This window comes from Pseudomonas sp. FBCC-B545 (genome assembly GCF_059134095.1).
Genome location: NZ_CP101441.1, coordinates 3,738,806 through 3,752,651, shown reverse-complemented (window position 1 = coordinate 3,752,651; position 13,846 = coordinate 3,738,806). Strand labels below are relative to the sequence as shown.

The window sequence follows — 13,846 nt, the reverse complement described above, 5'->3', positions numbered from 1 at the left end:
TCGGCACCTCGCTCAGGCTCGGTGTGCCCGTAATCCGCCATGGATTTGGGGGGCCGCCGCCACGCGCCATCCATGGCTCGGGGCGGCTAAACCGGCATCCCTGCCGGTTTACCCCCCAAATCCCTGTCGAATTCCGGCCAGCGTGGTTTAACGGGGCGCCTGAGATCAAAAGCAGATCAAGATCAAGAGCGGCTCGCTGCGCATCGTGGTTACCGCTGATTGCTAGAGCGTTGTGTAGATACCCATGCCCCGATAGCGCTGGGTCAGCCTCTGAGTTTTTGACGGGGCTCAAGTTGAATCGTCGCACCGCCCCTCCCTCATTGTGTTTTTTGTGTCTCAGGTGCCCATATTTTCCGGGGTCACTATCTGCGGTGGTATATGCACCCGATGCCGCACCGGATCGAAGCCTTCGTCATTCAGCAACTGCACCAGCAGTTGCACCAACGCCGCCGCCGTCTGCCGTGGCTGCGAGTCCATCACCACATCGATCAAGCCGCGGCTCAACGCCTGGCGCGACAGCTCGGTCGACTCCTGCAGAATGCAACACAGCGCCGGGCGCTTGGGCAGTTGCGCCAGGGCGTTGATCACGCCATCACCACCGCCGCCCACGACGCACAGGCCGCGCAGGTCGGTGTGGCGGGCGAGCAGGTCGAGGGTGGCTTCCTCGGTGATGTCGCAGTTGTCCAGGTTGATCAGCGGCTCCAACGGCTTGAGACCCGGCGCGTGTTCGGCGAGGTAGCTGTGCAAGCCTTTGACCCGTGCCTGGTGCCCGAGAAAACGATGGCCGCCGAGCAAAATGCCAACGCTGCCTTTGCGTGCACCGCAGGTGTGTGCCAGCAGCCAACCCATGGTGCGCCCGACCACGTGGTTGTCCTGGCCCACATAGGGTTCGACGGCCTGTTCATGGATATCCGACAGCAGCGCAACCACTGGTACGCCGGCGTCACGAATCTGCGCCAGGCAGGCGTTGATCAGCGGATGGGCGAAGCTGACCACCGCCAGGGCGTCGCACTGCACCGCCAACTGCTCGATCTGCGCCACGATGGCATTCGGTGAACGGTCGTTGATGTAGTCGAACTGGCAGCTCAGGTTGGCGGTGGCGTGATGCTGCGCGGCATCGCTGATGGACTGGGCGAGGTTGGCATAGAAGGCCTGGGCGGTGCCCAGCAACAGCACGCCGAAACGGTAGGTGGGCCGGCGTTCGCGAATGCGCTGGCCGATCAGTCGCGCGGCGAAGTAGCCCACGGCTTCGGCGGCCTGGAACACTTGTTCGGCCGTGCCCGGGTTGACCGGGGCGCGGGCGTTCAATACCCGGTCGACGGTGGCCACGCTGAGCCCCGCATGGGCGGCGACGGTGGCGATGGTTGGGCGTTTATGGTTGTGCATTGGCAGGCCCCTTGAGCGTCTTGATAGAAAACTATCAAGCCCCGCTGGGGCTGGATGATAGCTTGATAGGGAATGGATTCAAGGCCTTGAGGGCGATTTGGCTGCGCTCTATGGTTGGTTCCGCAAAGCACCTGAAACCCCACGCTTGCGGAGAACAATAACAATGCCTGAACACACCGCTTACCGCGCCCGGCGCGACTACAGCCTCACTGGCCCTGAAGCGGCCCGCGCCGCCGAAAAGGGTCTGGTCTCGGCCAGCTGGTACCAGTCGCCTATCTCGCGCAAACGTATGAAAGAACTGATGCAGCGCCGCGACGGCCCGGCCTTGCTCGACACCGCTATCTGGGTCTCGACGCTGTTGGTCACAGGCTTTGGTGGTTATTGGTTCTGGGGCTCCTGGGCCTGCGTACCGTTCTTCCTGGCCTATGGTGTGCTCTATGGCACCGCGTCCAACCCGCGCTGGCATGAAACCGGCCACGGCACCGCGTTCAAGACCCGCTGGATGAACGACGGGCTGTACCAGGTCGCGTGCTTCATGTGCCTGTTCGAACCCCCCGTCTGGCGCTGGAGCCATGCCCGTCATCACACCGACACCATTGTCGTCGGCCGCGACCCGGAGATCGTCGAGCCGCGCCCGCCGAGCCTGTGGATGATGGCCCTCAGCCTGTTCAACCTGCCCCTGGCCTGGAAGACCTTCAGCGGCGTGGCTCGCCATGCGGTGGGCCGGATGAGTGCCCAGGAGCAGGACTTCATCCCCGAAACCGAGTGGCCCAAGGTGTTCCGTGCCGCACGTATATGGATTGGGGTTTATGCGTTGATCATCGGCACCGCGTTGTACCTGCACAGCTGGCTACCGCTGATGCTGGTGGGCCTGCCCAGTCTTTATGGCGCCTGGCTCGGCTATCTGTTCGGCCTCAGCCAGCATGTGGGCCTGGCCGAGGATGTGCTCGACCACCGCAGCAACTGCCGCACCATCTACATGAACCGGGTGCTGCGCTTTATCTACATGAACATGAACTACCACCTCGAACACCACATGTACCCGATGGTGCCTTACCACGCACTCGAACAACTGCACGAAGAAATCCGCAGCGACTGCCCGCCGCCGTACGCCAATCTGTTCGAGGCCTACAGGGAAATCATCGCGACGATCCGCAAACAGCGCAGCGACCCGAGCTATTTCGTCCAGCGCCCGATTCGCCCAAAAGCGCAATCCGCCACTGCCGCTCTGCACGCAGAAGTCTCTGCTGGCTGATCCTCATCCCCCGAACAAGAGAACAATGCCATGAACGATCAATGGATCGACGTCTGCGCCGTGGGCGAAATAGACCCCGAAGACGTATTGCGCTTCGACCACTGCGCGCACACCTACGCGGTGTTCCGCTCTGCCGAGGATGAATTCTTCGCCACCGCCGGCCTGTGCACCCACGAGAAAATCCACCTGGCGGACGGCCTGGTGATGGACCACGTGATTGAATGCCCCAAGCACAACGGACGCTTCGATTACCGTTCCGGCAAAGCCCTGGGCGCGCCGGTGTGCGTCAACCTCAAGACCTACCCGGTGCGGGTCGAAGCGGGGCGGGTACTGCTCGCCGTCACGGCCGAAATATGAGCCAAGCCCTGATCATCGTTGGCGCCGGTCACGCCGGTGGCCGTGCGGCACTGACCTTGCGCGAAGAAGGCTACACCGGGAGCCTGATCCTGATCGGTGATGAAGCGCACTTGCCCTATGAACGGCCACCGCTGTCCAAGGCTGTGCTGCAAGGCTCGACGGACCTGGCCGGATGCAGCCTGTGCGACAGCACACGGCTGGCAGCGCTGGGCATCGAGCATATCGCCGGCAACCCGGTGAGCCGCCTGGACCCGCAGCAACACCGGCTGCAACTGGCCGACGGCCAATGGTTGACCTATACCGGTTTGTTGCTGGCTACCGGTGGCCGGGCCCGACGCTTGCCCGAGGCGCAGGCCCCTGTGCTTTACCTGCGTACCCACGATGAAGCCGTGGCCCTGCGTGATAGGTTGCGCCCCGGCACCCGGGTGGTCGTGGTCGGCGGTGGTTTTATTGGCCTGGAGGTGGCGGCGACCGCACGGGGGCTGGGGTGTGAGGTCACGCTGCTTGAAGCCGGGCCACGCCTGGCGAGCCGGGTGTTGCCGGCGCCGATCAGTGCGGCACTGCTGGCGCTGCATCGTGAGCAAGGTGTGGACGTACGTTTGAACGTCGCCCTCGAATGCATCCACGCCGACGCCGTACAACTGGTCGATGGGCAACGGCTGCCCTGTGACCTGGTGGTGGCCGGCATTGGCATGCAACCCAATATCGAGCTGGCGGCGGCGGCAGGGCTGGAAGTCGGGCAGGGCATTCGTGTCGACGCGCAATTGCGCACCAGTGCATCGGATATCTATGCAGCGGGGGATGTCTGCGAGTTTCGCCTCGCTGGCATCTATCAGCGCCAGGAAACCTGGCGCAACGCCGAGGCCCAGGGGCGGCACGCCGCGTTGAACCTGCTGGGGCGAGCACTGCCATTCGAGACGCTCCCCGGTTTCTGGTCCGACCAATACGACTGGGGTTTGCAGACTGTCGGGGTGATGACTGCACACACGGTCAGCCGTGCGTTGCCTGGCGCTGGCCTGCTGCTGTTTTACCTCGACGACGATGCCCGGTTGCAAGGTGCCTTCGGCTGGGCGCCGGGCAACGGTGCGGCCAGAGACATCAAGCTGTGCGAACGCCTGATTGCCGCGGGCACTGTGCTCAACCCGGGCAGCCTGGCAGATGCCGATGTGTCCCTCAAACCACTGTTGCGAGGCTGATATGCGTCAATTTCTGGTATTCCAATCGATGTGGGCCATGCAAACCGAGCCTGGCAGCCTCGACACGCAGCTGGACCGCATCGCCGCCGCCGGTTTCGACGGCATCACTGACCATTACTGGACGCCCGCCGCCGTCCCGCGCCTGCACGCTGCCGCCACGGCCAGGGGCTTGCAGATCGAAGGCCAGCTGTTCCCGCAATCGGTGGACGACCTGGCCGCTGCACTGGAGGTGATCAGCCGCTATGGTTGCCACCACCTCACCCTGCAAGCCGACGTGCGCCCGCGTACCCAGGCCGAGGCGGCCAGGCTGATCGAAGGCTGGCAACGCCTGGCCGAACAGGTGGACTTCCCGATCCTGCTGGAAACCCACCGTTATCGACTGACCAACGACCTGTTGTTCACCCTCGACCTGCTGGCGCAGATGCCCGACCTGAAACTGCTCGCGGACCTGTCCCACTACGTCGTCGGCCGCGAGTTGCCAGAACCCGGTGCCTTGGAAGATGACGAGCACATACGCACGATCCTGCGCCATAGCTGGGGCTTTCATGGCCGCATTGCCAGCAGCGAACAGGTGCAGGTCGGCCTGGACTTTCCCCAGCATCGGCCGTGGGTCGAGCGCTTTACCAGCTGGTGGCGCTATGGGATCGACGACTGGCTGACCCGCGTCGACACGCCCCAGAGCCTGGCCTTCACCTGCGAACTGGGCCCGCCACCCTATGCGATCACCGATGCAATGGGGCGAGAACTCAGCGATCGCTGGGCCGAGGCGCTCAAGATGAAAGCGCTGATTCGCCAGGTGTGGGCCAGTTGTCACGGCTGATCTGCTAACCTGCGTCGGTTCAAACCGACCTTAGCCTATGGATCTGCCTGATGAAAACCTGCCCTGTTCAGCCGCCTCTCGAACCGCAGTCCGTGTGCCACCCGATCACCAGCAGCGCGATTTTCATGGTCGCTACCCTGGCCCCTGATGCGGTTGAACACGTGCGTGGCTGGTGTGCCGACATCGCGGGTCTTGTGCGTTCTGTGGGCAAGCGCGTGCCGTCGGGCAACCTGACCTGCGTCTGCGGCTTTGGCTCGGATGCGTGGGACCGGCTGTTCGGCGCCCCGCGCCCGGCATCACTGCATCCGTTTCGCGAATTCGGTGTAGAAGGGCGCAAGGCGGTGTCGACGCCCGGCGATATACTGCTGCATATCCGTGCCGAGCAGATGGACCTGTGTTTCGAGCTGGCGACCCAACTGATGGCGGCCTTGGGCGAGAGCGTCAAGGTGGTGGATGAGGTCCAGGGTTTCCGTTATTTCGATATGCGCAGCATCATCGGTTTTGTCGACGGCACCGAAAACCCGGTAGGGCGCAAGGCCGAAAGATTTACCCTGGTCGGTGACGAAGACCCACAATTCGAGGGTGGCAGCTACGTGCTGGTGCAGAAATACCTGCACAACATGAACGCCTGGAATAGCTTGACGGTAGAAACCCAGGAGAAGGTGATCGGGCGCACCAAGCTGGCGGATATCGAACTGGACGAAGAAGCCAAGCCGAGCAACTCCCACAGCGCCTTGACCGTCATCACGGACGAGAACGGTGAGGAAGTGAAGATCCTGCGCGATAACATGCCCTTCGGCCGTCCTGGCGCCGGCGAGTTCGGCACCTACTTCATCGGCTACGCGCGCTCGCCGCAGCCGCTGGAGCAGATGCTGGAAAACATGTTCGTCGGCCGCCCGGTCGGCAACTATGACCGCTTGCTCGACTTCAGTACGGCAGTGACCGGTGGCTTGTTCTTCGTGCCCTCGGCCGACCTGCTCGAAGAACTGGCCGACCGCGAACCGACGGCTTAACTCAACAACCCGGTGCTGACCGCCACAATCAGGAAGACTCCCAGCAGCGCACGGTAGATCACGAACGGCCAGGTGGAGAAGCGCTCCAGGAACTTCATCAGGCCCCAGATCGCGAAGAACGCCGAGATGCTCGCCACCACCAGGCCGAAGATCAAATGCGGCCAGGCGTGGGCGGGCATGTCGGCGTGCAGCAGCACCCACAGTTCTTTCAAACCGGCCAGGGCGATGGCCGGCAGACCCAGCAGGAAGGAAAACCGCGCCGCTTCTTCGCGTTTGAAATTCAGGAACAGCGCTGCGGTCAGCGTGGAGCCCGAACGCGACACCCCGGGAATCAGCGCGCCGATCTGCGCCACCCCCACGATCAGCGCATCGCGCAGGCGCATCTGGCCGACGTCGCGGGTGTGGCGGGCACGCACTTCGGCCAGGGCCAGCAATATCGCCATCACCACACAGGCAATGCCGATCACCATCAGCCCGCGCAATGGCGAGTTGCAGGTATTCAGGGTCGAAGACAAGGCCAGGCCGGCAATGCCGATCGGGAGTGTCGCCAGCACAATCGCCACCGCCAGCTTGAACCACGGGTCGTTGTAGTCGCCCCGGCGTACCGCACTGATGCTGCCGGTGGTGACCTGGCGCACATCCCGCCAGAAATAACTGACCACCGCCGCCAGCGCCGCCAATTGCATGGCTGCGGAAAATGCCGAGCCCGGGTCTTGCCAGCCGAGCAGGGCGGGCACCACGCGCATATGCGCCGTGGACGATACCGGCAGCAATTCGGTAATGCCCTGGATTACCCCCAGGATGAAGATCTGCAGGTAATCCAGGGAGGCAAAGCCCACATCCAGGCCGGCGGTACAGACGTTGGTCACAATACGTGTCCTTGAGCGAAAGGTGGAAACCGGCGAAGTTTATTCTAAATGTTTCAGGAAATTGCCCCGGGCAAGCGCTATCTGCAATCGGTTCAGCCAATAGAAAGGATTCGACAATCCATTGGCGTGACCGGCACTTTTGTGAACAATGGCGCCCTGCGTTTTTTCACCGAGAGCCCCATGCCTGAAACCACCGTCGAATTGATCCAGACCGGCCCCGAAGACGCCGAGCTGATCCGCAATCTCTACCAGTACTACGCCTACGAATCTTCGGACTGGGAACAGGAAGATGTCGAGGCCGATGGCCGTTTCTATATCCATGACGAGCACCTGGCCCGCTACTGGCACGACCCACAGTGGAGCGCCAACCTGTTGCTGGTCGATGGCTATATCGCCGGTTTCCTGTTGATCGAAGGCAGCGAACTGCCAGGCATCGACGCCTTGGAACTGGCCGACCTGTTTATCCTCAAGCGTTATCGCCGCAAGGGCATTGGCCGCGCCATCGCCAGCCAGGTGCTGTGCAGTGGCGAGTCCAATTGGCTGGTGCGATTCTATGATCAGGACGAAGTATCCCAGGCGTTCTGGCGCACCGTGCTGGATACCCTGCCGCGCCCGGTGCAGACGATTGAGCTGGAGGATGAGCCGCAGTTGGTGAGCTACCTGATTACTCGGGTTTTGCTGCATTGACGGGCGGGTTTTGCTGAGGTTAAAGGCTGCACACCGTAACTGATGCCCTGAGATCAAAATGTGGGAGGGGGCTTGCCCCCGATGCCGGTGGGTCAGGCCCAGTATCAGGCGACTGGCTCACCATCATCGGGAGCAAGCCCCCTCCCACAGTTCGAACGCCAACAACTCGGCTACGGGCCTAGCCTGGATTGAACAGCACCTGCTGCATCGCCTGGGGCGGTTGCCCGAAGGCCCTGAGAAACGCCTGGCGCATGCGCTCGCGATCACCAAAGCCGGTTTCGCGGGCCACCACTTCCACGGGGTGACGACTGGTTTCCATCATCGCCCGCGCCGCTTCCACCCGCAGGGCCTCGATGGCTTTGGCCGGGGTCTGCCCGGTTTCTTCGCGAAACACCCGGCTGAACTGGCGCGGGCTGAGCCGGGCGACGTCGGCCAGGGCTTCTACCGATAAATCGTGGGTGAGGTTTTCACGGGCATAGGCCAGGGCCAGTTGCACGCGATCGGACTTGGGGTCCAGTTCCAGCAAGGCCGACAGTTGCGATTGCTCGCTGCCGCGGCGCTGGGCGATCACCAGCTTGCGTGCGATGCGCCGGGCGAGGTCGCTGCCCAGGTCGTTCTCCACCATGGCCAACGCCAGGTCGACCCCGGCGCTCATGCCTGCGCCGGTCCACACCTGGCCGTCCACCACGAACAACTTGTCGTCTTCCAGGCGGATATCCGGGTAGCGCTTGCGAAACGCCGGCGCGTGGATCCAGTGCGTGGTAGTGCGCTTGCCTTCCAGCAAACCAGCCTCGGCCAGCACAAAAATGCCCATGCACAATGAGGCCACGCGCCGCGATTGAGCCGACGCCGCCTTGACCAGCTCCAGCAGGTTGGCCTCCGGCAGGCGAAACTCCAGGTAACCGCTGACGATCAGGGTGTCGTAGCCCTCTGGCCGGATCGCCGTGGTGTTCACCGAAAAGCCCTGGGAGGTCATCACCGCGCCGCCGCTTTCCGACACCAGGTGAAACTCGTAGGCCGGCTCACCGCGCAGCAGGTTGGCGCACTCGAACACCGAGCCCAGGCTGAGGCTCAAGGATTGGAAATTCGGGTAAACCATCAGCGCAACGCTGTGCATTGCATCTCTCCAAGGGGCGGGGGAGAGGCGATTGTCGGCGTGTGCCAGGTAAACGGCAACCGACTTTGGTTCATGTCCGGAATCCTTGCGGATATGACATTGTGAGCCGTTGCCTCGCTGCCTAACATGGCCCCAACGAACTAGACGACTGGTCTAATCGGATGAGGTCAAGCATGAACCACCCAAGCAAAAGTGCACGGCAGGCGATCCTTGAACGTGGGCAATCGATTGTCGGTGCCAAGGGATTTTCCGCAGTGGGCTTGAACGAAATCCTGCAGGCTGCCGAAGTGCCCAAGGGCTCGTTTTATCACTACTTCGATTCCAAGGATGCGTTCGGTGTGGTGTTGCTCGATACCTATTTCGACCATTACGTCCAAGGCATGCAGGCTCTGTTCGATCAGCCGGGGTTATCCCACCACGCCAAGCTGATGCGCTATTGGCAATGCTGGATCGACAACCACACGGGCTGCACGGATGCCGGCAAATGCCTGGCGGTCAAGCTCGGGGCCGAAGTATCAGACCTGTCAGAGCCGATGCGGTTGGCCCTGCTACGCGGTACTGCACGCACCATCGAATTGCTTGCCGTAGCCCTGCAACGCGGCGTGGAAGACGGCTCGCTCACGTTCGAGCAAGCCCCCGAAAGCCTCGCCCAACGCCTGTATGCGCTGTGGTTGGGAACCAGCGTCATGGCCAAGATTACCCGTACCACTGCGCCGTTCGCCGAGGCGCTGTTGCTGACCCGACAGTTGTTGGGTGGCTCTGAAAACCCCGTTATTCACTTTGATCGAGGCACTGGAAAATGAACGTATTAATGGTACTGACCTCTCACGACCAGCTTGGCGATACCGGGCGCAAGACCGGCTTCTGGCTCGAAGAATTTGCCGCACCCTACTATGCCTTCAAGGACGCCGGCGCCGAGGTGGTGCTGGCTTCCCCGGCCGGCGGCCAGCCGCCTCTGGACCCGGTCAGCGACCTGCCGGACTTCCAGACCGAGCAAACCCGTCGCTTCGCCGCCGACCCTGCGGCGCAACAGGCCCTGGCCAACACCGTCAAGTTGGACACCGTCAACGCCAACGACTTCGATACGGTGTTCTACCCAGGTGGCCACGGCCCGTTGTGGGATTTGGCGGAGTCGCCGGTGTCCATCGCACTGATCGAGTCGTTCGAACGGGCCGGCAAGCCCATCGGCTTTGTCTGCCATGCCCCGGGTGCCTTGCGTCACGTCAAGGCGGTCAATGGTGAGCCGTTGATCAAGGGTCGCCGCGTAACCGGGTTCTCCAACTCGGAAGAAGCAGCGGTGGAGTTGACCGATGTGGTGCCGTTCCTGATTGAAGATGAATTCAAGAAGTTGGGCGGCAAGTATGAGAAGGGCACCGACTGGCAGTCCTTCGTGATCGTCGATGGCCTGCTGGTGACCGGGCAGAACCCTGGTAGCTCCAGCGAAGTGGCCAAGGCCCTGCTGACCCTCATCGCTTAAGTCAATCAACCGCTATGCGCATTTGGCGACTCCCAGGAGTCGCCACTGTTTTCGTTCGCCCTGAATTTGGACTACCCATGCCTGACTGCATCTTGAACACCCCGATAAAACTGGGGCATCACCGCTTGAACAATCGCATCGTGCTGCCGCCCCTGACACGCCAGCGCAGCGCCCAACCGGGTGATATCGCCACCGACCTGATGGCCGAGTATTACCGTCAGCGCGCCAGTGCCGGCTTCATGGTCAGCGAGGGCACGCAGATCGAGCCCCGTGGCCAGGGTTACGCCTGGACGCCAGGTATCTACAGCCCGGCGCAGATCGATGGCTGGCGCAAGGTCACGACGGCGGTGCACGCCGAGGGCGGGGTGATCTTTGCGCAGTTGTGGCATGTAGGGCGGGTGTCCCATAACGCCTTGCAGCCCGGTGGTGCGCCCCCGGTAGCCCCCTCTGCGCTGCCGGCGCTGCAAGCCAAGGCCTTTATCGAAACCGGCCCGGGTGTCGGAGAGCTGGTGCAACCGCCTGTGCCTCGGGCGCTGACGACACTGGAGATCGAAGAGTTGGTTGGGCACTACGCCCAGGCCGCACGCAATGCCCTGGATGCCGGGTTCGATGGCGTGGAAATCCACGCGGCCAACGGCTACCTGGTCAACCAGTTCATCTCGGCCCATTCCAACATTCGTGAAGATGAATACGGCGGTTCGCTGGACAATCGCCTGCGTTTGCTGCGCGAGATTGTTGAGGCCGTGTGCAAGGTGGTCGGGCCTGAGCGCTTGGGCGTGCGCTTCTCGCCGTTGTTCAGTGGCACCGACCAGGACCGGGTCTACATCGGCCTGGTAGAAGAAGACCCGCACCACACCTATATCGAAGCGATCAAGGTGCTGGAAGCGTCAGGCATCGCCTATGTGTCCATCGCCGAAGCCGATTGGGAAAACGCCCCCGACCTGCCGGAGACCTTTCGCCAGGCGGTGCGCAGTACCTTCAGCGGCAGGATCATCTACGCCGGCCGCTACACCGCCGAGCGCGGTGCTCGACTGGTCGAGGCCGGGCTGGCGGACCTGATCGCGTTCGGGCGGCCGTTCATCGCCAACCCAGACTTGCCCCAGCGGATTTTCAATGGCTGGCCGTTGAATGCGTTGAAGGCAGAGGGGTTGTATGGCGGAACGCAGGCGGGGTATGTGGATTATCCGGCTTATGCCGAACCAGAGTGACACACGCACTATGTGAGAGGGGGCTTGCCCCCGATGACGGTGGGTCAGCCAACATCAATGTTTGCTGGGCCTACGTCTTCGCGGGCAAGCCCTAATGCCGGTCAGTCAAGGCTTTATGTAGGAGCGAGCAAGCTCGCTCCTACAGAGGGCGATGTACGCTTAAGCCGGTCGCCAGGGATTGAGAAAGCGCCTCACTCCACCCGCAACACAATCTTGCCAATATGATCCCCACCTTCCATCCGTGCATGGGCCTGGGCGGCGTCGGTGTATTCGTAGACCTTGTCGATGATCGGCAGGCAGCGTCCAGCGCTCAATACCGGCCATACATATTCGCGCAGTTGCTCGGCAATCGCGGCCTTTTCGTCACGGGTGCGGGCACGCAGCAGCGAGCCGGTGATCACTGCGCGTTTGGCCATGATGGTCAGCAGGTCGACGTCATGGGCCTTGCCGCCGCCGAGGAAGCCGAGCATCACCAGGTGGCCGTCCATGCCCAGGGACTTGAGGTTGTCGTTCAGGTATGAGGCACCCATGATGTCGAGGATCACATTCACGCCTTTGCCATCGGTCTGTTGGGCGATGACCTCGGCAAACGCCTGTTCGCGGTAGTTGATCGGCGTGGCGCCCAGCTTGGCAATCGCTGCGCATTTGTCAGCACTGCCGGCGGTGGCAAACGCCTGGATACCGAACTCCTGGCATAGCATCAGCGCGGTGGTGCCGATGCCGCTGGTGCCGCCGTGGATCAAGGCGCGCTGGCCTTTGTGCGCACCGCCCAGGCCAAACAGGTTGGCCCAGACCGTGAAAAAGGTTTCCGGCACGGCAGCGGCCTGGATCCAGTCCATGCCCGCCGGGATCGGCAGCGCCTGGCTGGCCGGCACCGCGCAAAACTGTGCATAGCCGCCGCCATTGGTCAGGGCGCAGACTTTGTCGCCCAGGCGGTATTCGGTCACACCAGTACCCAGTGCCACCACCTCACCGGCCACTTCCAGCCCTGGAATCGGATTCATGCCCGGTTTCATCGGGTATTTGCCGGCGCGTTGCAAGGCATCGGGGCGGTTGACCCCGGCGGCGTGCACGCGAATCAGAATCTCGCCAGGCCCGGCCACCGGCACATCTGCTCGACGTGGCTGCAAGACTTCGGGGCCACCCGGGGTGGTGATTTCGATCAGGGTCATTTCTTGGGGAAGCGTCATGGAAGAGTTCCTGTAGCGATGAGCTTATGAGTTGGGACCGTGGCGAACGGTCGGCGGTTCAGCAGGATCATGCCCACTTCCAGCATCAGTGCAACCACAATGGCCCCGGCCGCGATCATGAATAACATCACATGTTGGCCGCCATTGCTGTTGAACAGTGCCGAATAGGCAAAACCCGCGAGTGCCTGGAAGGTGGCGAAGGACACTGTTGCCCGGCTCCAGGCGATCTGTTGCAAATGATGCTGAGGTACCAGTTCATGGACCCGTGCCAGCGCCAGCGGCACGATCCCCGGCGGGAAGGAGCCGAGGACCAGCGCCAGCAATGCGAGGCCGGTAAAGGAACTGGAGACGGTCAGCAGGCCGAGGGTAATTGCCTGTATCACCAGCACCAGGCGGATACTCATGCGGGCGCCGAGCTTGTCGGCGAGGAAACCGTAGGTGACCGGCCCGATAATCGCGCCCACGCCGTACATCACCCAAATCATCGCGCCGACATGCGCCCCGGCCCCCAGGCCGCGTGCCACGTAATCCACCAGGAATACCATGGCCGGGACCAGCCCGGCGGCCATGAACGCGTATTGCGCAAACAGCACGTACACTGCCGGCGGCGTCACCGGCGCCCGGCCCGGTTGCGGCGCCTCTGCATGCACGGTGCCCGACGGCCAGCCGAACCAGCTCACGGCGGTGAGCACCAGGGCCAGCAGGCCCAGACCGAACCAGGTCTGCTGCAAACCCAGGCTGAGCAACGGCGGCACAAGCGTGCCAGAGCCGGCAATGCCCAGGCCGATGCCGAGGAAAATCGCGCCGCTGGCCAGGCCACGGCGCGAGGCCGGAACATGAGGCAGCACGGTCGCCGCCACCAGAACCATGATTGCCCCCCCGGCGATGCCCGACAGTAGGCGCCAGCCGAAGAACCAAGTGACTGACAATGGAAAGCCGCAGGCAAAAAACGCCAGCGTCGCTGTCACCATCATCATGCGCAGAGCGGTCTTGTTGCTGGTCCGGTGGGCGATGGGCCGCCCGATCAATGCGCCGACTAGGTAACCCACCAGGTTGGCGGCACCCAGATACACCACGTCATTGGCGCTAAACCAGTGGGCTTCGATCAAGGCTGGAATCAACGGCGTATAGGCGAATCGTGCCAGGCCGATGCTGACCAGGCTGGCGCACAGCCCGGCGAAAATCGACAGCCAGGCCGCATGGCGAGATGACACAGATATTGGGAGCATAAGGGCGTTCCTGAAAGTTTTTCTGCGGTGCCCAGCATATCG

The 13,846-nt window shown here is 62.6% G+C and carries 14 protein-coding genes; 9 read left to right on the top strand and 5 right to left on the bottom strand.

Features of this window, described 5'->3' with window-relative positions; translation table 11 throughout:
• Positions 1 to 336: 336 nt before the first annotated feature.
• The gene (locus NMB39_RS17260) at positions 337 to 1,386 is read right to left on the bottom strand and encodes a LacI family DNA-binding transcriptional regulator (protein WP_057022666.1); all 1,050 of its coding nucleotides are present in this window, start codon (positions 1,384 to 1,386) and stop codon (positions 337 to 339) included.
• Positions 1,387 to 1,549: 163 nt separating this feature from the next.
• Here NMB39_RS17260 and NMB39_RS17255 point away from each other — a divergent pair, with 163 nt between their 5' ends.
• Genes NMB39_RS17255 through NMB39_RS17235 form a run of 5 tightly spaced genes read left to right on the top strand, consistent with a single transcriptional unit; the run spans position 1,550 to position 6,027 of the window.
• The gene (locus NMB39_RS17255; protein ID WP_494340373.1) at positions 1,550 to 2,641 is read left to right on the top strand and encodes a fatty acid desaturase family protein; all 1,092 of its coding nucleotides are present in this window, start codon (positions 1,550 to 1,552) and stop codon (positions 2,639 to 2,641) included.
• Positions 2,642 to 2,671: 30 nt separating this feature from the next.
• Positions 2,672 to 2,998, top strand: coding sequence for a MocE family 2Fe-2S type ferredoxin (locus tag NMB39_RS17250; RefSeq protein ID WP_494340374.1), 327 nt, complete (start codon positions 2,672 to 2,674; stop codon positions 2,996 to 2,998).
• Complete coding sequence (locus NMB39_RS17245; protein WP_494340375.1) at positions 2,995 to 4,194, top strand: NAD(P)/FAD-dependent oxidoreductase; 1,200 nt, start codon at positions 2,995 to 2,997, stop codon at positions 4,192 to 4,194. Before NMB39_RS17250 ends, NMB39_RS17245 begins: the two co-directional genes overlap by 4 nt.
• 1 nt (position 4,195) lies before the next feature.
• Positions 4,196 to 5,014, top strand: coding sequence for a sugar phosphate isomerase/epimerase family protein (locus tag NMB39_RS17240; RefSeq protein ID WP_494340376.1), 819 nt, complete (start codon positions 4,196 to 4,198; stop codon positions 5,012 to 5,014).
• 50 nt (positions 5,015 to 5,064) lie between these two features.
• Positions 5,065 to 6,027, top strand: coding sequence for a Dyp-type peroxidase (locus tag NMB39_RS17235; protein ID WP_494340377.1), 963 nt, complete (start codon positions 5,065 to 5,067; stop codon positions 6,025 to 6,027).
• On the opposite strand, the gene NMB39_RS17230 is transcribed toward NMB39_RS17235, so the two are convergent.
• Positions 6,024 to 6,896, bottom strand: coding sequence for an undecaprenyl-diphosphate phosphatase (locus tag NMB39_RS17230; protein ID WP_057022660.1), 873 nt, complete (start codon positions 6,894 to 6,896; stop codon positions 6,024 to 6,026). The two genes, NMB39_RS17235 and NMB39_RS17230, sit on opposite strands and share 4 nt — an antisense overlap.
• A 48-nt stretch (positions 6,897 to 6,944) precedes the next feature.
• On the opposite strand from NMB39_RS17230, the gene NMB39_RS17225 reads away from it, so the two are divergent.
• Positions 6,945 to 7,583, top strand: a complete 639-nt coding sequence (locus tag NMB39_RS17225; protein ID WP_494340378.1) for a GNAT family N-acetyltransferase — start codon at positions 6,945 to 6,947, stop codon at positions 7,581 to 7,583.
• 178 nt (positions 7,584 to 7,761) lie between these two features.
• Here NMB39_RS17225 and NMB39_RS17220 read toward each other — a convergent pair whose 3' ends face one another.
• Entirely contained in the window at positions 7,762 to 8,700 is a 939-nt protein-coding gene (locus tag NMB39_RS17220; protein WP_464006674.1) for a GlxA family transcriptional regulator, read from the bottom strand.
• Positions 8,701 to 8,873: 173 nt separating this feature from the next.
• Between NMB39_RS17220 and NMB39_RS17215 the strand changes: the two genes are divergently transcribed.
• From NMB39_RS17215 to NMB39_RS17205, 3 genes are all read left to right on the top strand, one after another.
• On the top strand, positions 8,874 to 9,503 hold the full coding sequence (locus NMB39_RS17215; protein WP_056846784.1) for a TetR/AcrR family transcriptional regulator: 630 nt from the start codon (positions 8,874 to 8,876) through the stop codon (positions 9,501 to 9,503).
• Positions 9,500 to 10,177 carry a type 1 glutamine amidotransferase domain-containing protein gene (locus NMB39_RS17210; RefSeq protein ID WP_124400334.1) on the top strand — a complete coding sequence of 226 codons (678 nt, stop codon included), beginning with the start codon at positions 9,500 to 9,502 and terminating at the stop codon, positions 10,175 to 10,177. The genes NMB39_RS17215 and NMB39_RS17210 overlap by 4 nt, the downstream gene beginning before the upstream one ends.
• 77 nt (positions 10,178 to 10,254) lie before the next feature.
• Positions 10,255 to 11,385, top strand: coding sequence for an alkene reductase (locus tag NMB39_RS17205; RefSeq protein WP_494340379.1), 1,131 nt, complete (start codon positions 10,255 to 10,257; stop codon positions 11,383 to 11,385).
• A 191-nt stretch (positions 11,386 to 11,576) separates the two neighbouring features.
• Here NMB39_RS17205 and NMB39_RS17200 read toward each other — a convergent pair whose 3' ends face one another.
• Positions 11,577 to 12,575, bottom strand: coding sequence for an NAD(P)H-quinone oxidoreductase (locus NMB39_RS17200; RefSeq protein WP_494340380.1), 999 nt, complete (start codon positions 12,573 to 12,575; stop codon positions 11,577 to 11,579).
• On the bottom strand, positions 12,572 to 13,804 hold the full coding sequence (locus tag NMB39_RS17195; RefSeq protein ID WP_494340381.1) for a YbfB/YjiJ family MFS transporter: 1,233 nt from the start codon (positions 13,802 to 13,804) through the stop codon (positions 12,572 to 12,574). Before NMB39_RS17195 ends, NMB39_RS17200 begins: the two co-directional genes overlap by 4 nt.
• Between the last annotated feature and the right edge of the window lie 42 nt (positions 13,805 to 13,846).

Bases quoted from the DNA above. Each gene is read 5' to 3' on its own strand.
- NMB39_RS17260 (WP_057022666.1), bottom strand. From the start codon at position 1,386: ATGCACAACCATAAACGCCCAACCATCGCCACCGTCGCCGCCCATGCG.
- NMB39_RS17255 (WP_494340373.1), top strand. From the start codon at position 1,550: ATGCCTGAACACACCGCTTACCGCGCCCGGCGCGACTACAGCCTCACT.
- NMB39_RS17250 (WP_494340374.1), top strand. From the start codon at position 2,672: ATGAACGATCAATGGATCGACGTCTGCGCCGTGGGCGAAATAGACCCC.
- NMB39_RS17245 (WP_494340375.1), top strand. From the start codon at position 2,995: ATGAGCCAAGCCCTGATCATCGTTGGCGCCGGTCACGCCGGTGGCCGT.
- NMB39_RS17240 (WP_494340376.1), top strand. From the start codon at position 4,196: ATGCGTCAATTTCTGGTATTCCAATCGATGTGGGCCATGCAAACCGAG.
- NMB39_RS17235 (WP_494340377.1), top strand. From the start codon at position 5,065: ATGAAAACCTGCCCTGTTCAGCCGCCTCTCGAACCGCAGTCCGTGTGC.
- NMB39_RS17225 (WP_494340378.1), top strand. From the start codon at position 6,945: ATGTTTCAGGAAATTGCCCCGGGCAAGCGCTATCTGCAATCGGTTCAG.
- NMB39_RS17220 (WP_464006674.1), bottom strand. From the start codon at position 8,700: ATGCACAGCGTTGCGCTGATGGTTTACCCGAATTTCCAATCCTTGAGC.
- NMB39_RS17215 (WP_056846784.1), top strand. From the start codon at position 8,874: ATGAACCACCCAAGCAAAAGTGCACGGCAGGCGATCCTTGAACGTGGG.
- NMB39_RS17210 (WP_124400334.1), top strand. From the start codon at position 9,500: ATGAACGTATTAATGGTACTGACCTCTCACGACCAGCTTGGCGATACC.
- NMB39_RS17205 (WP_494340379.1), top strand. From the start codon at position 10,255: ATGCCTGACTGCATCTTGAACACCCCGATAAAACTGGGGCATCACCGC.
- NMB39_RS17200 (WP_494340380.1), bottom strand. From the start codon at position 12,575: ATGACGCTTCCCCAAGAAATGACCCTGATCGAAATCACCACCCCGGGT.
- NMB39_RS17195 (WP_494340381.1), bottom strand. From the start codon at position 13,804: ATGCTCCCAATATCTGTGTCATCTCGCCATGCGGCCTGGCTGTCGATT.